Genomic DNA, 16537 nt, shown 5'->3' on the forward strand with positions numbered 1-16537 from the left:
GGCACCGTCTGGTAGAGCGAGGCGGCCCCCGGCTCCGGCCGCGGCGTACGCGCGGGCGTCTCCACACCCCGGACCCGCTCGACGACCTGACGCAGATGCTCCGGCGTGGTGCCGCAGCAGCCGCCCACCAGCGACAGGCCGTAGTCGCGCACGAAGTTCTCCTGCGCGTCGGCCAGCTCGGAGGCCGTCAGGGGGTAGTGGGCGCCGTCCTTGCCGAGGACCGGCAGGCCCGCGTTGGGCATGCAGGAGATCGGGATGCGGGAGTGGCGGGCGAGATAGCGCAGGTGCTCGCTCATCTCGGCCGGGCCCGTGGCGCAGTTCAGGCCGATCATGTCGATGCCCAGCGGCTCCAGGGCGGTGAGCGCGGCGCCGATCTCGGAGCCCAGGAGCATGGTGCCGGTCGTCTCGACGGTGACCGAGCAGATCAGCGGGAGGTTGGCGCCGGTGGCGTCCAGGGCGCGGCGGGCGCCGAGGATCGAGGCCTTGGTCTGCAGCAGGTCCTGGGTGGTCTCCACCAGGAGTGCGTCGGCGCCGCCGGCGATCATGCCCTCGGCGTTCGTCTGGTAGGCGTCGCGCAGGACGTTGTACGGGGCGTGGCCGAGCGTCGGCAGCTTGGTGCCGGGCCCCATCGAGCCGAGGACCCAGCGCTGCTGGCCGGTGGAGGCGGTGAACTCGTCGGCGACCTCGCGGGCGATGCGGACGCCCGCCTCGGACAGCTCGAAGTTCCGGTCCGCGATGTCGTACTCGGTCAGCGCCGCAAAGTTCGCGCCGAAAGTGTTGGTCTCCACGCAGTCCACACCGACCGCGAAATACTCCTCGTGCACGGAGCGGACGATGTCGGGGCGGGTGACGTTCAGGATCTCGTTGCAGCCCTCGAGCTGCTGGAAGTCCTCCAGGGTGGGGTCCTGGGCCTGGAGCATGGTGCCCATCGCGCCGTCGGCCACCACCACCCGGGTGGCGAGGGCCTCGCGGAGGGCGTCGGCTCGGGTCCTGCTCTCGGACGAAACAGGCGTGGGCTGCGACGACGGGGTAGGCGACGAGGCCATGAAAGAGCTCCCTGGAGTGCGACGGCTGTCGGCTTTGCGCTCTCTGGTTGGAGGGCGCACCCGGCCAGGGTAGCCGGGACCATGGTCCCGTTGTGAAGTAGTCCACGGGACGGACGGGCCGGACGGGCTTGGCCGGATCCGATGCCCGGGACCAGCCGTGCGGGCGACACGGGCCGTCCATGCATTAGCGAGAGGTCGACAACGACCGATAGTGTTCAGCATTGTCGAACGTCGGGTTGGAGCAAGGGGACGGAGGTCGGGGCTGCGATGGCACGCAACATCCAGTCGCTCGAAAGGGCCGCGGCGATGCTGCGGCTGCTCGCCGGCGGCGAGCGACGGCTCGGCCTCTCGGAGATCGCCTCCGCCCTCGACCTCGCCAAGGGTACGGCGCACGGCATCCTGCGCACCCTGCAGGCCGAGGGCTTCGTGGAGCAGGAGCCCGCGTCGGGCCGCTATCAGCTGGGCGCCGAGCTGCTACGCCTCGGCAACAGCTATCTGGACGTCCACGAGCTGCGGGCCCGCGCCCTGGTGTGGACCGACGACCTGGCCCGTTCCAGCGGCGAGAGCGTCCACCTCGGCGTCCTGCACCAGCAGGGCGTGCTCATCGTCCATCACGTCTTCCGGCCCGACGACAGCCGCCAGGTCCTGGAGGTGGGGGCCATGCAGCCGCTGCACTCCACGGCGCTGGGCAAGGTCCTCTCCGCCTACGACCCGGTCGCGCACAACGAAGCGGTCGAGGTCGAGCGCAAGACCTTCACCGTGCACACCGTGACCGACCCCGACGACTTCGAGGGCGTCCTCGACCTGACCCGCGCGCGCGGGTACGCGGCGGACGTCGAGGAGACCTGGGAGGGCATCGCCTCCGTCGCCGCCCCCATCCACGACCGGCGGCGGATGCCGGTCGGCGCGGTCGGCGTCACGGGCGCCGTGGAGCGCGTCTGCAGGGACGGGGAGCTGCGGCCCGAGCTGATCGCCGCGGTGCGGGACTGTGCGCGTGCCGTGTCCCGGGATCTGGGCGCCGGGCGGTTCTGACCCCGCAGGCCCGGGCGCCCGTGCGGATTGTTCCGCAGGCGCCCCGACGTGCAGGTGGCACGCATCCGCGCGACGATCAGTGGACGCATCCGGGCCCGGGGCAGGCAGGCAAGGCCGATAGGTCGAAACGATCAATAACGATCGTGTTTTCAATAACAGAACTCTTGACGAGTGAGTAACCCCGGAGCGAGACTCGCGTCCACCGGTCGGCATTGTCGAACACCTAACGGCATTACGCGCTAGAGTGTGACAAGGCCAGGGCCGGCAACGACCTCACCTGAGGTCGCGGACCACCGGAGGGACCCGGGGTTCGCCTTTCCCTGGACGAAGGACAAAGGAGTCGCGGGTGTCCAGCTCCGACATCTTCATCGGCGAGACCATCGGTACCGCCGTGCTCATCCTGCTCGGCGGTGGCGTGTGCGCCGCCGTCACGCTCAAGCGCTCAAAGGCCAAGGACGCCGGCTGGCTCGCGATCACCTTCGGGTGGGGCTTCGCCGTTCTCACCGGCGCCTACCTCGCGGGTGGCGTCTCCGGCGCCCACCTCAACCCGGCGGTCACGCTCGGTCTCGCCGTCGAGGGCGGCACCAAGTGGAGCGACGTTCCGATCTACCTCGGTTCGCAGCTGCTGGGCGCGATGATCGGCGCCGTTCTGGTGTGGGTCACCTACATGGGCCAGTTCAAGGCCCACCTGACCGACCCCGAGATCCTCGCGGCGCAGCCCGCGGAAGAGGGCATGGTCGACCAGAAGGCCGCCCCCTCGGCCGGTCCGGTGCTCGGCGTGTTCTCGACCGGCCCCGAGATCCGTAACTACGTCCAGAACGTGCTCACGGAGATCATCGCCACCACCGTCCTGGTCCTCGCCATCCTCACGCAGGGCCTCAACGACGGCGGCAACGGCCTCGGCACCCTCGGCGCGCTGATCACCGCGCTCGTCGTGGTGAGCATCGGCCTCTCGCTCGGTGGTCCCACGGGCTACGCGATCAACCCGGTCCGTGACCTCGGTCCCCGCATCATCCACTCCGTGCTCCCGCTGCCGAACAAGGGCAGCTCGGACTGGTCGTACGCCTGGGTTCCGATCGTGGGTCCGCTGATCGGCGGCGCCATCGCAGGCGGTCTCTACAACGTCGCGTTCAAGTAGAACCGCGACAGCGACCGCCGACCGACCCAGCCGTCTGAGACCGACAGCCAAGAATTTCTGGAGCACACCGTGACCGACGCACACACCGCAGGCCCCTTCATCGCGGCCATCGACCAGGGCACGACCTCGAGCCGCTGCATCGTCTTCGACAAGGACGGCCGGATCGTCTCCGTCGACCAGAAGGAGCACGAGCAGATCTTCCCGAAGCCGGGATGGGTCGAGCACGACGCGACCGAGATCTGGACCAACGTCCAGGAAGTCGTCGCCTCCGCCATCTCCAAGGCCGGGATCACCCGCGACGACATCAAGGCGATCGGCATCACCAACCAGCGTGAGACCACGCTGCTCTGGGACAAGAACACCGGCGAGCCGGTGCACAACGCCATCGTCTGGCAGGACACCCGCACCGACGCGCTCTGCAAGGAGCTCGGGCGCAACGTCGGCCAGGACCGCTTCCGCCGCGAGACCGGCCTCCCGCTGGCCTCGTACTTCGCGGGCCCGAAGGCCCGCTGGCTGCTCGACAACGTCGAGGGCCTGCGCGAGCGCGCCGAGGCGGGCGACATCGTCTTCGGCACCATGGACTCCTGGGTCATCTGGAACCTGACCGGCGGAGTCGACGGCGGCAAGCACGTCACCGACGTCACCAACGCCTCCCGCACCATGCTGATGAACCTGCACAGCATGCAGTGGGACGAGAAGATCTGCGAGTCCATCGGCGTCCCGATGGCGATGCTCCCGGAGATCCGCTCCTCCGCCGAGGTGTACGGCGAGGTCACCGGCGGTCCGCTCGGCGACCTGCTCGGCGGCATCCCCGTCGCCTCCGCGCTCGGCGACCAGCAGGCGGCCCTCTTCGGCCAGACCTGCTTCGACGAGGGCGAGGCCAAGTCCACGTACGGCACCGGCACCTTCATGCTGATGAACACCGGTGACAAGGCCATCAACTCGTACTCCGGGCTGCTGACCACGGTCGGCTACCAGATCGGCGACCAGAAGCCGGTCTACGCCCTGGAAGGCTCCATCGCCGTCACCGGTTCGCTGGTGCAGTGGATGCGCGACCAGATGGGCCTGATCAACTCCGCCGCCGAGATCGAGACGCTCGCGTCGTCGGTCGAGGACAACGGCGGCGCCTACTTCGTACCGGCCTTCTCCGGCCTGTTCGCCCCGTACTGGCGTTCCGACGCCCGCGGTGTGATCGCCGGTCTGACCCGGTACGTCACCAAGGCGCACATCGCGCGCGCCGTCCTGGAGGCCACGGCCTGGCAGACCCGCGAGATCACCGACGCCATGACGAAGGACTCCGGCGTCGAGCTCGCTGCGCTCAAGGTCGACGGCGGCATGACCTCCAACAACCTGCTGATGCAGACCCTCTCGGACTTCCTCGACGCGCCCGTGGTGCGCCCGATGGTGGCCGAGACGACCTGCCTCGGTGCCGCCTACGCCGCCGGTCTCGCCGTCGGCTTCTGGTCCTCGACCGACGAGCTGCGCGCCAACTGGCGCCGGGCCGCGGAGTGGACCCCCCACATGGACGCGGGCACCCGCGACCGTGAGTACAAGAGCTGGCTCAAGGCCGTCGAGCGGTCGATGGGTTGGCTCGACGAGAGTGGCGAGGAGTAAGACACATGACCACCCTGCAGAGCGTCCCTGCCCTCGGGACGCATCCGGCTGCCGGTTCCAACCAGAGCCGCGCCGAGACCCGGGAGCAGCTTTCCAAGGCGACGTACGACCTCCTGGTGATCGGCGGCGGGATCCTGGGCATCTCCACCGCCTGGCATGCCGCGCAGTCGGGACTGCGGGTGGCCCTGGTGGACGCCGGTGACTTCGCCGGCGCCACCTCCTCCGCCTCCTCCAAGCTCCTCCACGGCGGTCTGCGCTACCTGCAGACCGGCGCGGTGAAGCTGGTCGCGGAGAACCACTTCGAGCGTCGCGCGGTGTCCCGTCAGGTGGCCCCCCACCTGGCGAACCCGCTCACCTTCTACCTGCCGGTCTACAAGGGCGGCCCGCACGGCGCGGCCAAGCTGGGCGCGGGCGTCTTCGCCTACTCGGCGCTGTCCGCGTTCGGCGACGGCGTCGGCCACCTCCTCTCGCCGTCGAAGGCCGCGCAGGACGTGCCGGAGCTGCGCACGGACAACCTGAAGGCCGTCGCGGTCTACGGCGACGACCAGATGAACGACGCCCGCATGGCCCTGATGACGGTCCGCGCGGCCGTCGAGGCCGGTGCCGCCGTCCTCAACCACGCCGAGGTCACCGGTCTGCGCTTCACCAAGGGCCGGGTCACGGGCGCGGAGCTCAAGGACCGCACCAGCGGCGACGAGTTCGGCGTCAACGCCCGCCTGGTCCTGAACGCGACCGGACCCTGGGTCGACCACCTGCGCAAGATGGAGAACCCGGACGCGGCGCCCTCCATCCGCCTCTCCAAGGGCGCGCACCTGGTCCTCAAGCGCACCGCCCCCTGGAAGGCCGCGCTGGCGACCCCGATCGACAAGTACCGCATCACCTTCGCCCTCCCCTGGGAGGACATGCTGCTGCTCGGCACCACGGACGAGGAGTTCGAGGGCGACCCGGCGGACGTGCGCGTCACGGAGTCCGACACCGCGCAGATCCTGGACGAGGCCGCGTTCTCCATCCGCGACCAGCAGCTGTCGCGGGACCTGATCACGTACTCCTTCGCGGGTCTGCGGGTGCTGCCCGGCGGCCCCGGCGACACCTCGAAGGCCAAGCGCGAGACGGTCGTCACCGAGGGCGCCGCGGGCATGCTTTCGGTGGCGGGCGGCAAGTGGACGACGTTCCGCCACATCGGCCGGACGATCATGAAGAAGCTGGAGTCGCTGCCGGGCCACCCGCTGGGCGACGACTACGAGCCGATCTCCTCGCTGCCGAAGAAGCTGCCGCTGCCCGGCATCGCGAACCCGCGCGCCGTCGCCCACCGCCTCCTGGTGGACGGCCCGGCGCCCGGCCCGCGCATGGCCGCCGACACCGCCCAGCACCTGGCGACGCACTACGGCTCGCTCTCCTTCGACATCGCCCGGCTGGCGAACGAGAACCCGGAGCTCGCCGAGCGCGTCCACCCGGACGCCCCGGAGATCTGGGCCCAGGTCGTCTACGCCCGCGACAACGAGTGGGCCGAGACCGCGGACGACGTGCTGCGCCGCCGCACCACGCTGACGATCCGCGGCCTGGCCACGGACGAGATCCGCGGCAAGGTCGAGGACCTGCTGGGCAAGAAGGCCTGACGGACTCCTCCGTAGAGAGCCGGTAGAGGGTCGGTAAGGGGCGATCGCCATGGGCGGTCGCCCCTTACTCATGCCTCCGCGCATGCCACACCGCCGCCACAGCACCGCAACGTTCGGCGCGCACTGTTGAGGCATGAAGTTTCAGGTGCTCTCCCTCATCTCCCACGCGCCGCACCCCCTCACCGGTGAACTCCCCTCCCCCGCCGAACGGTTCGAGGACGTCATCGAGGTCGGTGTGACGGCGGAGCGGCTCGGCTACGACGCGTACGCCGTGGGCGAGCGGCACGCGGGCGCCTTCCTGTCCTCCAGCCCGACCGTCGTGCTGGGCGCCCTCGCCGCGCGCACCTCCCGGATCAGGCTCCTCACCGGCGTCACCGTCGTCGCGATCCTCGACCCCGTGCGGGTCGCCGAGGACTACGCGACGCTCGACCAGATCTCGCGCGGCCGCGTCGAACTCGTCGTCGGCAAGGGCGCGGAAGCCGGGCACTTCGACCTGTTCGGGCTCGACGAGTCCCGGCAGTGGGACCTGCAGCGCGAGAAGTACGAGCTGCTGCGCAGGCTGTGGGACGAGGAGAACGTCGACTGGGAGGGCGAGTTCAGGCCGTCGTTGAAGAACGTCACGACGGTGCCGCGCCCCTACGCGGGGGCGCCGCGCGTCTGGCACGGTTCGGCGACCTCCCTCAACTCCCCCGAACTCGCGGCCAAGCACGGCGACCCGCTCTTCACCGCCAACGCCATCCAGCCGCGTTCGGCGTACGCCTCGCTCATCGGCCACTACCGCGAGCGGTTCGAGGCGTACGGGCACGACCCGGCCCGCGCGCACGTGGCGGCGGGCTCCGGCGGGCTGCTCATCGCGGACAGCGCCGAGCAGGCGGTGTCGCGCTACAAGGAGCTGTACGAGGCGAAGGTCGCCCAGACGTTCCGGCCCGATCTGGCGGGCAGGGCGGGCTACAACACACCGTTCCGCACCATCGAGGACGCCATCGCGGACGGGCCCCAGCTGATCGGCTCGCCGCAGCAGATCATCGACAAGATCCTCGGCTACCACGAGGTGTACGGGCACGACCTGCAGTCCGTCTCGGTGGACGGCTTCGGACTCTCGCGGGGCGAGCAGACCGAGACGCTGCAGCGGTTCGCGGAGGAGATCGCGCCGGTGGTGCGCAGGGCGGCGCCGTCCACGCTGTGGGACACCCTGTGACGCGCCAACAACGCGGACTACGATCCGAAGAACTGCCCTGACCTGCCCTGGAGTGATCCATGACCCTCCTCACGACCTGGCCGGAGTCCGGCCCCGGGACCGTCGTGCGCCGCACATCGGACCCGGCTGAGATCGCCGCCGCGCTCGCTCCGGTCGGCGTACGTTACGAGCAGTGGCCGGTGCGCGAGGACGTACCGGCCGACGCCGACAGCGACACGGTCTTCGCCGCGTACCGCACGGAGATCGACAAGCTCAACGCCGAAGAGGGCTTCCGGACCGTCGACGTGGTGGCGCTGCACCCGCCGGCCGGCGACGACCCCGAGTGGGCCGGGAAGGCGCGGGCCGCCCGGCAGAAGTTCCTGGCCGAGCACACGCACGACGACGATGACGAGGTGCGCTTCTTCGTCGCGGGCGCCGGGATCTTCTACCTCCACGTGGCGGGCGAGGTGCACGCCGTGTACTGCGAGAAGGGCGACCTGCTCGGGGTGCCGCGCGGCACCACGCACTGGTTCGACATGGGGACGTCCCCGGCGTTCACGGCGATCCGCTTCTTCCACGAGGAGGACGGCTGGATCGGCACCTTCACGGGCAGCCCGATCGCGGACCGCTTCCCCGACTTCGACGAGATCCACGCGGGGTACGCCGCGTGACGGAGAACGGCCTGGCTGCCGTGGACGCCGTGGTGCTCGACATCGAGGGCACCACGAGCGCCACGGGGTTCGTGGTGGACGTGCTGTACCCGTACGCCCGCGAGCGGTTCGGCGAGCTGCTCGCCTCGCGGGGCGATGAGCCGGAGGTGGCGCGGTCCGTCGCGCAGGTGCGGGCGGAGATCGGTGAGCCGGACGCCGACGCGGCGCGGGTGGAGAAGGTCCTCGGCGAGTGGGTCGACGCCGACCGCAAGGCGACTCCCCTCAAGACGCTCCAGGGCATCCTCTGGGCGGAGGGCTTCGCGCGCGGCGAGCTCGTCTCGCACTTCTACCCGGACGTCATCCCGGTCCTGCGGCGTTGGCACGCGGACGGGGTGCGGCTGTACGTGTACTCGTCCGGTTCGGTGTCCGCCCAGCGCGCGTGGTTCACGTACTCCGCGGAGGGCGATCTGCTGGGGCTGGTCAGCGGCCTGTACGACACGGAGAACGCGGGCCCCAAGCAGGAGGCCGACTCCTACCGTGCCATCGCCGCGGCCACCGGGGTCGACCCCGGGCGGCTGCTCTTCCTCTCGGACCGGCCCGGCGAGCTGGACGCGGCGCGGGCCGCGGGCTGGCGTGCGGTCGGGGTGCGCCGGGCCGGGGAGCCGTACGCCGATGCCGACTTCGGCGACCACCCGCAGGCCTCCGCCTTCTCCGAGATCACCCTTGCCGCTAGGAGCAGTTCATGACCGAGACCACCGCCGCAGCCCTGGAGCTGGAGGAGGCGGGAGCCGTGCTGGCCGCGGAGGCGGCGCGGTTCGCGTCGTTCGGGTGGATGCGGGGCACGTCGGGGAACCTGTCCCTGGTCCTTTCGCGGGACCCGCTGCGTCTTGCGGTCACCGCGAGCGGCCGGGACAAGGGCGAACTGACATCGTCCGACGTGGTGCTGACGGACGGCGATGGCGCGGCGGTCGGACCCGGGCGCCCCTCCGCCGAAGCCGCCCTGCACGCGCGCGTGGTGCGGCTCACCGGCGCGGGCGCGGTGGTGCACGTGCACACGGTGGCGTCGGTGGTCATGGGGCAGCGCTCCCCCGGCGGGATTCCCTTCGAGGGCCTGGAGATGCTGAAGGGGCTCGGGCATCCGACGCACGAGGTGTCGGTGACGCTCCCGGTCATCGCGAACAGCCAGGACATGGGGGAGCTCGGGGAGCGGCTGGAGGCCGCGCTGCAGCCGGGGATGCCCGCGGTGGTCGTGGCCGGGCACGGGATCTACGTCTGGGGTGCGGATCCTCGTGAGGCGCGCCACCGGGCCGAAGTGGTGGAGTGGCTGCTGGAGCTGGCGGCGGCGCGGGGCTGAGGTCTTGCCTCCGGCGGTTTCTTCCCCGATCCCGCCCCTTCCCGAAACCGGGGCTCCGCCCCGGACCCCCCTCCTCAAACGCCGGAGGGGCTGGGATTCGTCATCCCGGCAGCTTCCCCGCCGCCACCTCCAGCACGCCCCGCTCCGTGACCAGCGCGGTCACCAGGGAGCCCGGCGTCACGTCGAACGCGGGGTTGTGGCCGCGCGAGGCCGCGGGCGCCGTGCGGACGCCCGCCCACTCAAGCACCTCGTCCTCGGACCGGAGTTCGATGTGGATGTCGTCGCCCGAGGCCGTCGCGAGGTCAACCGTGGTGGTCGGGGCCGCCACTATGAAGGGGATGCCCGCGTGCGCGCAGGCGAGTGCCACGGCGACCGTGCCGACCTTGTTGGCGGTGTCGCCGTTCGCGGCGACACGGTCCGCGCCGACGATCGCCGCGTCGACCTCGCCCCGCAGGATCGTGCCCGCCGCCGCGCCGTCCACCTGCACGTAGTGCGGTATGCCCTCCTGGGCGAGCTCCCAGGCCGTCAGGCGGGCCCCCTGGAGCAGGGGGCGCGTCTCGTCGGCGTACACCGTCTCCAGGCGCCCCCTGGCGTGCAGTTCGCGGATGACGCCGAGTGCCGTGCCCCAGCCCGCCGTGGCGAGGGCTCCGGTGTTGCAGTGGGTGAGGATGCGCAGCGGGCGGTCCGTGCCGGGGGCCACGCGGTCGAGGAGCCAGTCGGCGCCGTGCGCGCCCATCGCGTGGTTGGCCGCGAGGTCCTCCTGGACGATCGCGTCCGCCTCGGCGAGGACCGCGGTCATGCCCTTGTCGATGAGTGGCCGCACGCGGTCCACGCCCACCATGAGGTTCACGGCGGTGGGCCTGGCCGCACGGATCCGGTCGACCTCGGCGTCCAGGCGGGCGCGGTCCCAGCCCTCGCGCGCGGCCTGTGCCAGGGCGAGCGCGACCCCGTATCCACCGGCCGCCCCGATCGCCGGGGCGCCACGGACGACGAGCCGGACGATCGCGTCGACGAGGCCGTCGACGGTCGTGACGTCCAGTCGTTCCAGGGCGTGCGGGAGCACCGTCTGGTCGATGAGGGAGACGGACGGGGTGCCGTCCTCCGCGGCTGCCGTCCACGTCACGGCGCGCAGTTCCTGGCTGTTCATGGGGGTCAACTCCGAATGAAGGGGGGCGATTCCGGCCATGGGAGGAGGGGTGCCGTCACCGTACCTGACGTGCTCGAACCACATTTCGAGACGACCGTACGGCTGTCCGAAATCCGGTGCTACCCTCGCCGCCACCCAGGACAGATCGATCCGATCCACGGTGCGAGGAGGACAGCCATGGCCGCGAAAGCCGACGCGATGTGCTGCCCCGCCGTGTCCTGCGGCCGCCGAATGCGCTGTCGCCGCTGTTGCCGCTGAGCGACGCCGCTCGCACCCTCGTACGAGTCTCCTGTCACTGTCCGGGCCGTTCCCGGGCACCTTCCACGAAGGCGATGCCGTGTCCCAGTTGTCCCAGTTGCCTCTGCTGTCTCTGCGTAGGCACACGTCCCTGCGACTCACCGCCGTGACCGTCGGTGCCGTTCTCCTGGCCACCGGCTGCAACGCCGCCGCCAAGAACGGGGATTCGGGAAAGAACGGTGACGGGGGAAGCGGCACGTCGTTCACGCTCGTCACCCCCGACCCCGTCGCCCAGAACGAGTTCCTCAAGCTCGCCGTCACCGGGGTGAAGGCGGCGGCGAAGGCGCACGACGGCTCGCAGAAGGTCTTCCAGAGCAGCGACACCGACTCGCGGCAGCAGAACGTCGCATCGGCCGTGGACTCCGCTCCCGACGTGGTCGCGCTCGTCGGCTTCGAGTTCGCGGACATCGTGGCGCAGCAGGCCGAGGCCCACCCCAAGCAGCAGTTCCTGCTCGTCGACGCGTGCACCAAGAAGACGTACAAGAACGTCACTTGTGCCGTGTTCCGCGAGCACGAGGCCGTCTTCCTCGCCGGTGCCGAGGCCGGGCTGCTCACCAGGAGCAAGAAGGTCGGGGCGGTCGACGTGCTCGACACCCCGCAGTTCCGGCGGTACAGCGAGCCCTTCGCGGCGGGCGCGAAGAAGGTGAAGCCCGGTGTGCGGTCCCGGACGCTGTTCGTCGGCGGCCAGTCGCCGTTCAATGACGCGGCGCGCGCCAAGGACCAGGCGGCGACGCTCGCGTCGGGCGGCGTCGACCAGGTGATGGCGGCCGCGGCGGCGGGCAACACGGGTGTCTTCCAGGCGGCGAAGGCGGGGAAGTCCGCACACGGCAAGGGCTTCCAGGCGTACGGCGTCGACGCCAACCAGTGCCTGACCAGCCCCGGTGAGGTCGTCGACAACGTCCTGAAGAAGACCGACGTCGCCGTGGAGAAGGGCATCGGGCAGATCCTCGACGGCAAGGGCGGCACCACCGTGTCGTACGGCCTCAAGGAGGGCGGCATGTCGCTGACCGGCCTGGAGCCGGGGCTCGCCGACTCCAAGTGCCTGATCGCCGAGCCGGACAACGACGACGTGCTGGCCCGCGTGAAGAAGCTGCGCGACGACATCGCCGCCGGAAAGCTGACCGTCGATGACCCCGCGGCCTGAGGCGGCGGATGCCCCCTTCGCCGTCGAACTGCGGGGCATCACCAAGGAGTTTCCCGGCACCCTCGCCAACGACCGGGTGGACCTGACCGTCCGGCGCGGTGAGATCCACGCCCTGATGGGCGAGAACGGCGCGGGCAAGTCGACGCTGATGTCCGTCCTGTACGGGCTGCTGCGCCCGGACGCAGGGCAGATCCTGCTCGACGGGCGCGAGGTGTCCTTCGCGCGCCCGAGCGAGGCGATCGCCGCGGGCCTCGGCATGGTGCACCAGAGCTTCAAGCTGTTCCCCTCCTTCACGGTCGCCGAGAACGTCGTGTACGCGGCCGAACCGCGCCGTTTCGGTCTCACGGACCGGGCGGCGGCGGTGCGGCGGGTGGCCGCGCTCGCCGAGGAGCACGGTCTTGCCGTCGATCCGTCGGCCGAGGTCGGCGACCTGCCGGTGGGCGTGCGCCAGCGCGTGGAGATCCTCAAGCTCCTGTACCGGGGCGCCCGGACGCTCATCCTGGACGAGCCGACGGCCGTGCTGACGCCCGCGGAGGCGGACGCGCTCTTCGGGGTGCTCCGCTCCCTCGCCGACGAGGGCCGCACCGTCGTCCTGGTCACGCACAAGTTGCGTGAGGTCATGGAGGGCAGCGACACGGTGACCGTGTTGCGGGACGGGCGGGTCGCGGCGCGCATGCGGACCGCCGACACGAGCGCGGACGGCATCGCGGCGGCCATGACGGGCCGTGCGGTGGAGCTGGACCGGGTGCATCCGGCGGGCTCGCCCGGCGGCGCCGTGCTCTCGGTCGACGGTCTGACGGCGGGCGGGGTGCGCGATGTGTCGCTCACCGTCCGCGCCGGGGAGATCGTCGGCATCGCGGGGGTCGCGGGCAACGGCCAGTCCGAACTGGTGGAGGCGATCGCCGGGTTGCGGCCCACCGCGGCGGGCCGGGTCACGCTCGCCGGGCAGGACGTCACCGACGCATCGGCCGCGGGGCGCCGCGCGGCGGGCCTCGCGTACGTCCCCGAGGACCGCACCGCGGTCGGCACCGCGCCGACGGCGACGGTCGCGGAGAACCTCGCCATGGGCCACCACCGGGGGCACGGCCTGCTGCGCCCCGGCTGGCTCCGCGAGCACGCGCGCGTGCTCGTCGAACGCTTCGGCATCAAGGCGGCGTCGTCGGGGCATCCGGCGGGCTCGCTCTCCGGCGGCAATCTGCAGAAGCTCGTGATCGGCCGCGAGCTGGCCCACGAGTCGCCCCTGCTGATCGTCGAGCAGCCGACCCGCGGCGTGGACATCGGCGCCGTCCAGACGATCCACGACCACCTGGTCGCCCACCGCGACGCGGGCCACGCGATCCTGCTCGTCTCCGCCGAACTCAGCGAGATCCGCGGCCTCTCGGACCGGGTCCTCGTGATGTACGAGGGCGAGATAGCGGCGGAGTTCACCCGCGAGGAGGCGGACGAGCCGACGCTGGGGCTCGCGATGGCGGGCGGAGCGCCGAAACCCGCATCACCCACCGAGGCAACCGTCCCGTCCGTCCCCCTCAAGGAGGCCCCCTGACATGGCCGTCGAGAGCCTCTCCCGCCGGTCCGAGGCGCACTCCCCCGTCCGGCGGTTCCTCCGTTCCTCCGCCCTGCACTCCGTCGTCGCCGCCGTGCTCGTCGGGGCGCTGTTCCTCGTCGGGACGGGCGCCGAGCCGCTCGGCGCGTACGGGTCCGTCGTCAGCGGCTCGCTCGGGCCCGACGGGATCGGGTCGACGCTGACCACCGGGACGAGCATCCTGGGCCTCGCCGTCGCGCTCGCGATCCCGATGCGGGCGGGGCTGCTGAACCTGGGCGGCGACGGACAGCTGGTGCTCGGCGGGATCGCCGCCGCTGCCACCGGGTTGTACGTGCCGCTGCCCGCGCCGCTCGCGGTGGTCGCCGCGCTGTTCGCCGGGATGCTGGCGGGCGCCGCCTATGCCGCGCTCGCCGCGGTCTGCCAGAACCGGTTCGGCGTACCGCTGCTGGTGAGCAGTCTGCTGCTGAGCTATCCGGCGATGTCCTTCGCCTCCTACCTCGCGCGGTTCCCGCTGAAGGAGGAGGGGTCGAGCCTGCCGCAGACCCGGCGGCTCCCGGCGGGCGTGGAGCTGCCCGCCTTCGGTTCGTCGACGGTCACCGTGGGGCTCGTGCTCGTGGTGATCGCCGCGGGCGTCTTCGTCTTCGCCGACGCCAGGACCGCCACCGGATACGAGATCCGCATGACGGGCCTCAATCCGCGCTTCGCCGCGTACGCGGGCGTCGACAGGCCCCGGCTCACGCTGCGCCTGATGGCGGTCTCCGGAGGCGTCGCCGGGCTGGTCGGCGCGATCGGCGTGCTCAGTTTCCCGTACCGCTTCATCGACGGTTCGCTGACGGCCGCCGGGCACACGTGGACCGGTCTGACGGCCGCGCTCCTCGCCTCTGCCGCACCCGTGGGCACCGCGGTCGCCGCGTTGTTCTTCGCCGCGCTCGACGTCGGCGGGCTCGCGATGGAGCGGGCCACGGAGGTGCCGCGCGAGCTGACGCAGGTGCTGCAGGCCGTCGTCATCGTCTTCCTGGCCGCGCGCCTGCAAGTCACCTGGCGGCGCGCCAAGAAGCCCGCACGCCCCGAGGGGGACCTCTGATGTCCGTCGACTCCGCGCTGTTCCACTCGGCGCTCCTCGCCCTCACCCCGATCCTGCTCGCCGCGCTCGGCGGCGCGGTGTGCGAGCGGGCGGGCGTGTTCAACATCGGCCTCGAAGGCATGATGCTCATCGGCTGCTTCGGTGCGGTCGCGGGCAGCTGGTTCACCGGGAGCGCCTGGCTGGGTGTCCTGTTCGCGGCCCTGTCGGCCGCCGCGTACGCGATGATCCTCGCCGTGGGGACCATCAGTCTGCGGGGCGACGCCGTCGTCCTCGGTGTCGCGCTCAACCTCCTCGCGGTAGGCCTCACGGGGTTCCTGCTGCGTACGGTCTTCGGCGTGCAGGGCACGTTCTCCGACCCGGACCTCGCGGGTCTCGCCACCGTCGACCTGCCCGGCCTCGGGGACCTGCCCTTCGTCGGCCCCGTGCTGTCCGGGCACTCGCCGCTCGTGTACGTCTCCTGGGCGGCGGTCGCCGTCGCCGCCGTGTTCCTCGCCCGGCACCCGTGGGGGCTGCGGCTGCGCGGGGTCGGCGAGGCGCCGGACGCGGCGGCGACGCTCGGGGTGAGCCCGGCGAAGTACCAGTACGCCGCCGTCCTCACCGGCGGACTGCTCTGCGGCCTGGCGGGCGCCCAACTCGCGCTCGGCAACGTCACGTTGTTCTCGGAGAACATGACGGCGGGGCGCGGCTGGATCGCCGTGGTCGCCGTGCTGCTGGGCCGGGCGCGGCCCCTCGGGGTGCTGCTCGCCGGGCTGCTCTTCGGCGTCGCGGAGGCCGTCGGGTTCCGGCTGCAGGGCAACGGGCTGCCGCAGCAGGCCACCGACGCCGCCCCCTACGTGGTGACCCTGGTCGCCCTCTTCCTGTCCACGGCGCGCCGCAGGCGCCGAAAGCATCCCAAGTCCCTGGTAGGAGCATCCACATGACGTCGCTCTCCGACGCGCTGCCCATCACCCGTGTCCCCCGCACCGGCCTGCCCGCGCAGGCGGTCGTCGTCGGCGACCCGGGCCGGGCGGCCGCCGTCGCCGATCTCCTTGCCGACGCGAAGGAGGTGTCGTACCACCGCGAGTACCGCACCTTCACCGGCACCTGGCAGGGCACGCCCGTCGTCGTCGCCTCGCACGGCGTCGGGGCGCCCGGCGCGATCCTCCTCTTCCAGGAGCTCGCCGAGGCGGGGGTCACCACGATCCTCCGGCTCGGCACGGCGGGCGCGATCCGTCCCGGCATCCACGACGGCGACCTCGTCATCGCGGACGCGGCGGTGCGCGACGACGGCGTGACCCAGCAGCTGATCCCCGCCGAGTACCCGGCGTTCTCGGCCCCCGAGGCGGTGCTCGCCCTGCAGCGCGCGGCGCGGGCGGCCGACGCCCCGTACCACCGCGGTGTGGTGTGGACGCGGGCCGCGTTCCAGCCGGGCTTCCTGCCGCTGCCCGGCGAGGCGTACGCGGCCGCCGGGATCGCCGCCATCGAGATGGAGCTCTCGGCGCTCTACGTCTTCGCCTCGACGCACGGCCTGACCGCGGGCGGCGCCCTGGTCGTGGACGGCGCGAACGCCGACGAGCTCGTCGACAAGGAGGCCACCGGCGGGTACGACCCGCACCGCGACGTGGTCGCCGACGGGGTCGACCGGGGCGCCCGGATAACCTTGGACGCGCTGCGCCTGCTGGCCTCCACCGAGCGCTGAACGACCGTAGCGACCAG

At 71.7% G+C, this 16537-nt stretch carries 15 protein-coding genes; 13 read left to right on the plus strand and 2 right to left on the minus strand.

The window, feature by feature from the left end:
- The coding region (locus tag AC068B_RS39830; protein WP_478676355.1) for a homocysteine S-methyltransferase family protein at positions 1 to 1046 on the minus strand (1046 nt) is incomplete at its 3' end.
- 267 nt (positions 1047 to 1313) lie between these two features.
- On the opposite strand from AC068B_RS39830, the gene AC068B_RS39835 reads away from it, so the two are divergent.
- The 8 genes from AC068B_RS39835 (at position 1314) to mtnB (ending at position 9627) form a co-directional block, all read left to right on the plus strand.
- A complete protein-coding gene (locus AC068B_RS39835; RefSeq protein WP_356258277.1) occupies positions 1314 to 2078 on the plus strand; it encodes an IclR family transcriptional regulator in 765 nt (254 codons plus the stop codon).
- Between the two features lie 346 nt (positions 2079 to 2424).
- Complete coding sequence (locus AC068B_RS39840) at positions 2425 to 3216, plus strand: MIP/aquaporin family protein (RefSeq protein WP_478676356.1); 792 nt, start codon at positions 2425 to 2427, stop codon at positions 3214 to 3216.
- Between the two features lie 69 nt (positions 3217 to 3285).
- On the plus strand, positions 3286 to 4830 hold the full coding sequence (glpK, locus tag AC068B_RS39845) for a glycerol kinase GlpK (RefSeq protein ID WP_478676357.1): 1545 nt from the start codon (positions 3286 to 3288) through the stop codon (positions 4828 to 4830).
- A gap of 5 nt (positions 4831 to 4835) precedes the next feature.
- Entirely contained in the window at positions 4836 to 6446 is a 1611-nt protein-coding gene (locus tag AC068B_RS39850) for a glycerol-3-phosphate dehydrogenase/oxidase (RefSeq protein ID WP_356258269.1), read from the plus strand.
- A gap of 133 nt (positions 6447 to 6579) precedes the next feature.
- Positions 6580 to 7644, plus strand: coding sequence for an LLM class flavin-dependent oxidoreductase (locus AC068B_RS39855; protein WP_478676358.1), 1065 nt, complete (start codon positions 6580 to 6582; stop codon positions 7642 to 7644).
- 59 nt (positions 7645 to 7703) lie between these two features.
- On the plus strand, positions 7704 to 8294 hold the full coding sequence (locus tag AC068B_RS39860) for a 1,2-dihydroxy-3-keto-5-methylthiopentene dioxygenase (RefSeq protein WP_478676359.1): 591 nt from the start codon (positions 7704 to 7706) through the stop codon (positions 8292 to 8294).
- Positions 8291 to 9019, plus strand: a complete 729-nt coding sequence (mtnC, locus tag AC068B_RS39865) for an acireductone synthase (RefSeq protein ID WP_478676360.1) — start codon at positions 8291 to 8293, stop codon at positions 9017 to 9019. Before AC068B_RS39860 ends, mtnC begins: the two co-directional genes overlap by 4 nt.
- Positions 9016 to 9627, plus strand: coding sequence for a methylthioribulose 1-phosphate dehydratase (mtnB, locus tag AC068B_RS39870; protein ID WP_478676361.1), 612 nt, complete (start codon positions 9016 to 9018; stop codon positions 9625 to 9627). The genes mtnC and mtnB overlap by 4 nt, the downstream gene beginning before the upstream one ends.
- A 100-nt stretch (positions 9628 to 9727) precedes the next feature.
- Here mtnB and mtnA read toward each other — a convergent pair whose 3' ends face one another.
- Entirely contained in the window at positions 9728 to 10774 is a 1047-nt protein-coding gene (gene mtnA, locus AC068B_RS39875; protein WP_478676362.1) for an S-methyl-5-thioribose-1-phosphate isomerase, read from the minus strand.
- A gap of 403 nt (positions 10775 to 11177) precedes the next feature.
- Here mtnA and AC068B_RS39880 point away from each other — a divergent pair, with 403 nt between their 5' ends.
- Genes AC068B_RS39880 through AC068B_RS39900 form a run of 5 tightly spaced genes read left to right on the plus strand, consistent with a single transcriptional unit; the run spans position 11178 to position 16520 of the window.
- The gene (locus AC068B_RS39880; protein WP_478676363.1) at positions 11178 to 12215 is read left to right on the plus strand and encodes a BMP family ABC transporter substrate-binding protein; all 1038 of its coding nucleotides are present in this window, start codon (positions 11178 to 11180) and stop codon (positions 12213 to 12215) included.
- Complete coding sequence (locus AC068B_RS39885; protein ID WP_478676364.1) at positions 12199 to 13758, plus strand: ABC transporter ATP-binding protein; 1560 nt, start codon at positions 12199 to 12201, stop codon at positions 13756 to 13758. Before AC068B_RS39880 ends, AC068B_RS39885 begins: the two co-directional genes overlap by 17 nt.
- A 1-nt stretch (position 13759) precedes the next feature.
- Entirely contained in the window at positions 13760 to 14842 is a 1083-nt protein-coding gene (locus tag AC068B_RS39890) for an ABC transporter permease (RefSeq protein ID WP_478676365.1), read from the plus strand.
- Complete coding sequence (locus AC068B_RS39895; RefSeq protein ID WP_478676366.1) at positions 14842 to 15762, plus strand: ABC transporter permease; 921 nt, start codon at positions 14842 to 14844, stop codon at positions 15760 to 15762. The genes AC068B_RS39890 and AC068B_RS39895 overlap by 1 nt, the downstream gene beginning before the upstream one ends.
- Positions 15759 to 16520, plus strand: coding sequence for a phosphorylase family protein (locus AC068B_RS39900; RefSeq protein ID WP_478676367.1), 762 nt, complete (start codon positions 15759 to 15761; stop codon positions 16518 to 16520). The genes AC068B_RS39895 and AC068B_RS39900 overlap by 4 nt, the downstream gene beginning before the upstream one ends.
- Positions 16521 to 16537 lie beyond the last annotated feature (17 nt).

It is taken from the genome of Streptomyces sp. NPDC042371 (assembly GCF_056437465.1).

Excerpts from the sequence above, each read along its gene's own strand:
- AC068B_RS39835 (WP_356258277.1), top strand. The coding sequence starts at position 1,314 with ATGGCACGCAACATCCAGTCGCTCGAAAGGGCCGCGGCGATGCTGCGG.
- AC068B_RS39850 (WP_356258269.1), top strand. The coding sequence starts at position 4,836 with ATGACCACCCTGCAGAGCGTCCCTGCCCTCGGGACGCATCCGGCTGCC.
- AC068B_RS39855 (WP_478676358.1), top strand. The coding sequence starts at position 6,580 with ATGAAGTTTCAGGTGCTCTCCCTCATCTCCCACGCGCCGCACCCCCTC.
- AC068B_RS39860 (WP_478676359.1), top strand. The coding sequence starts at position 7,704 with ATGACCCTCCTCACGACCTGGCCGGAGTCCGGCCCCGGGACCGTCGTG.
- mtnB (WP_478676361.1), top strand. The coding sequence starts at position 9,016 with ATGACCGAGACCACCGCCGCAGCCCTGGAGCTGGAGGAGGCGGGAGCC.
- mtnA (WP_478676362.1), bottom strand. The coding sequence starts at position 10,774 with ATGAACAGCCAGGAACTGCGCGCCGTGACGTGGACGGCAGCCGCGGAG.
- AC068B_RS39885 (WP_478676364.1), top strand. The coding sequence starts at position 12,199 with ATGACCCCGCGGCCTGAGGCGGCGGATGCCCCCTTCGCCGTCGAACTG.
- AC068B_RS39890 (WP_478676365.1), top strand. The coding sequence starts at position 13,760 with ATGGCCGTCGAGAGCCTCTCCCGCCGGTCCGAGGCGCACTCCCCCGTC.
- AC068B_RS39895 (WP_478676366.1), top strand. The coding sequence starts at position 14,842 with ATGTCCGTCGACTCCGCGCTGTTCCACTCGGCGCTCCTCGCCCTCACC.
- AC068B_RS39900 (WP_478676367.1), top strand. The coding sequence starts at position 15,759 with ATGACGTCGCTCTCCGACGCGCTGCCCATCACCCGTGTCCCCCGCACC.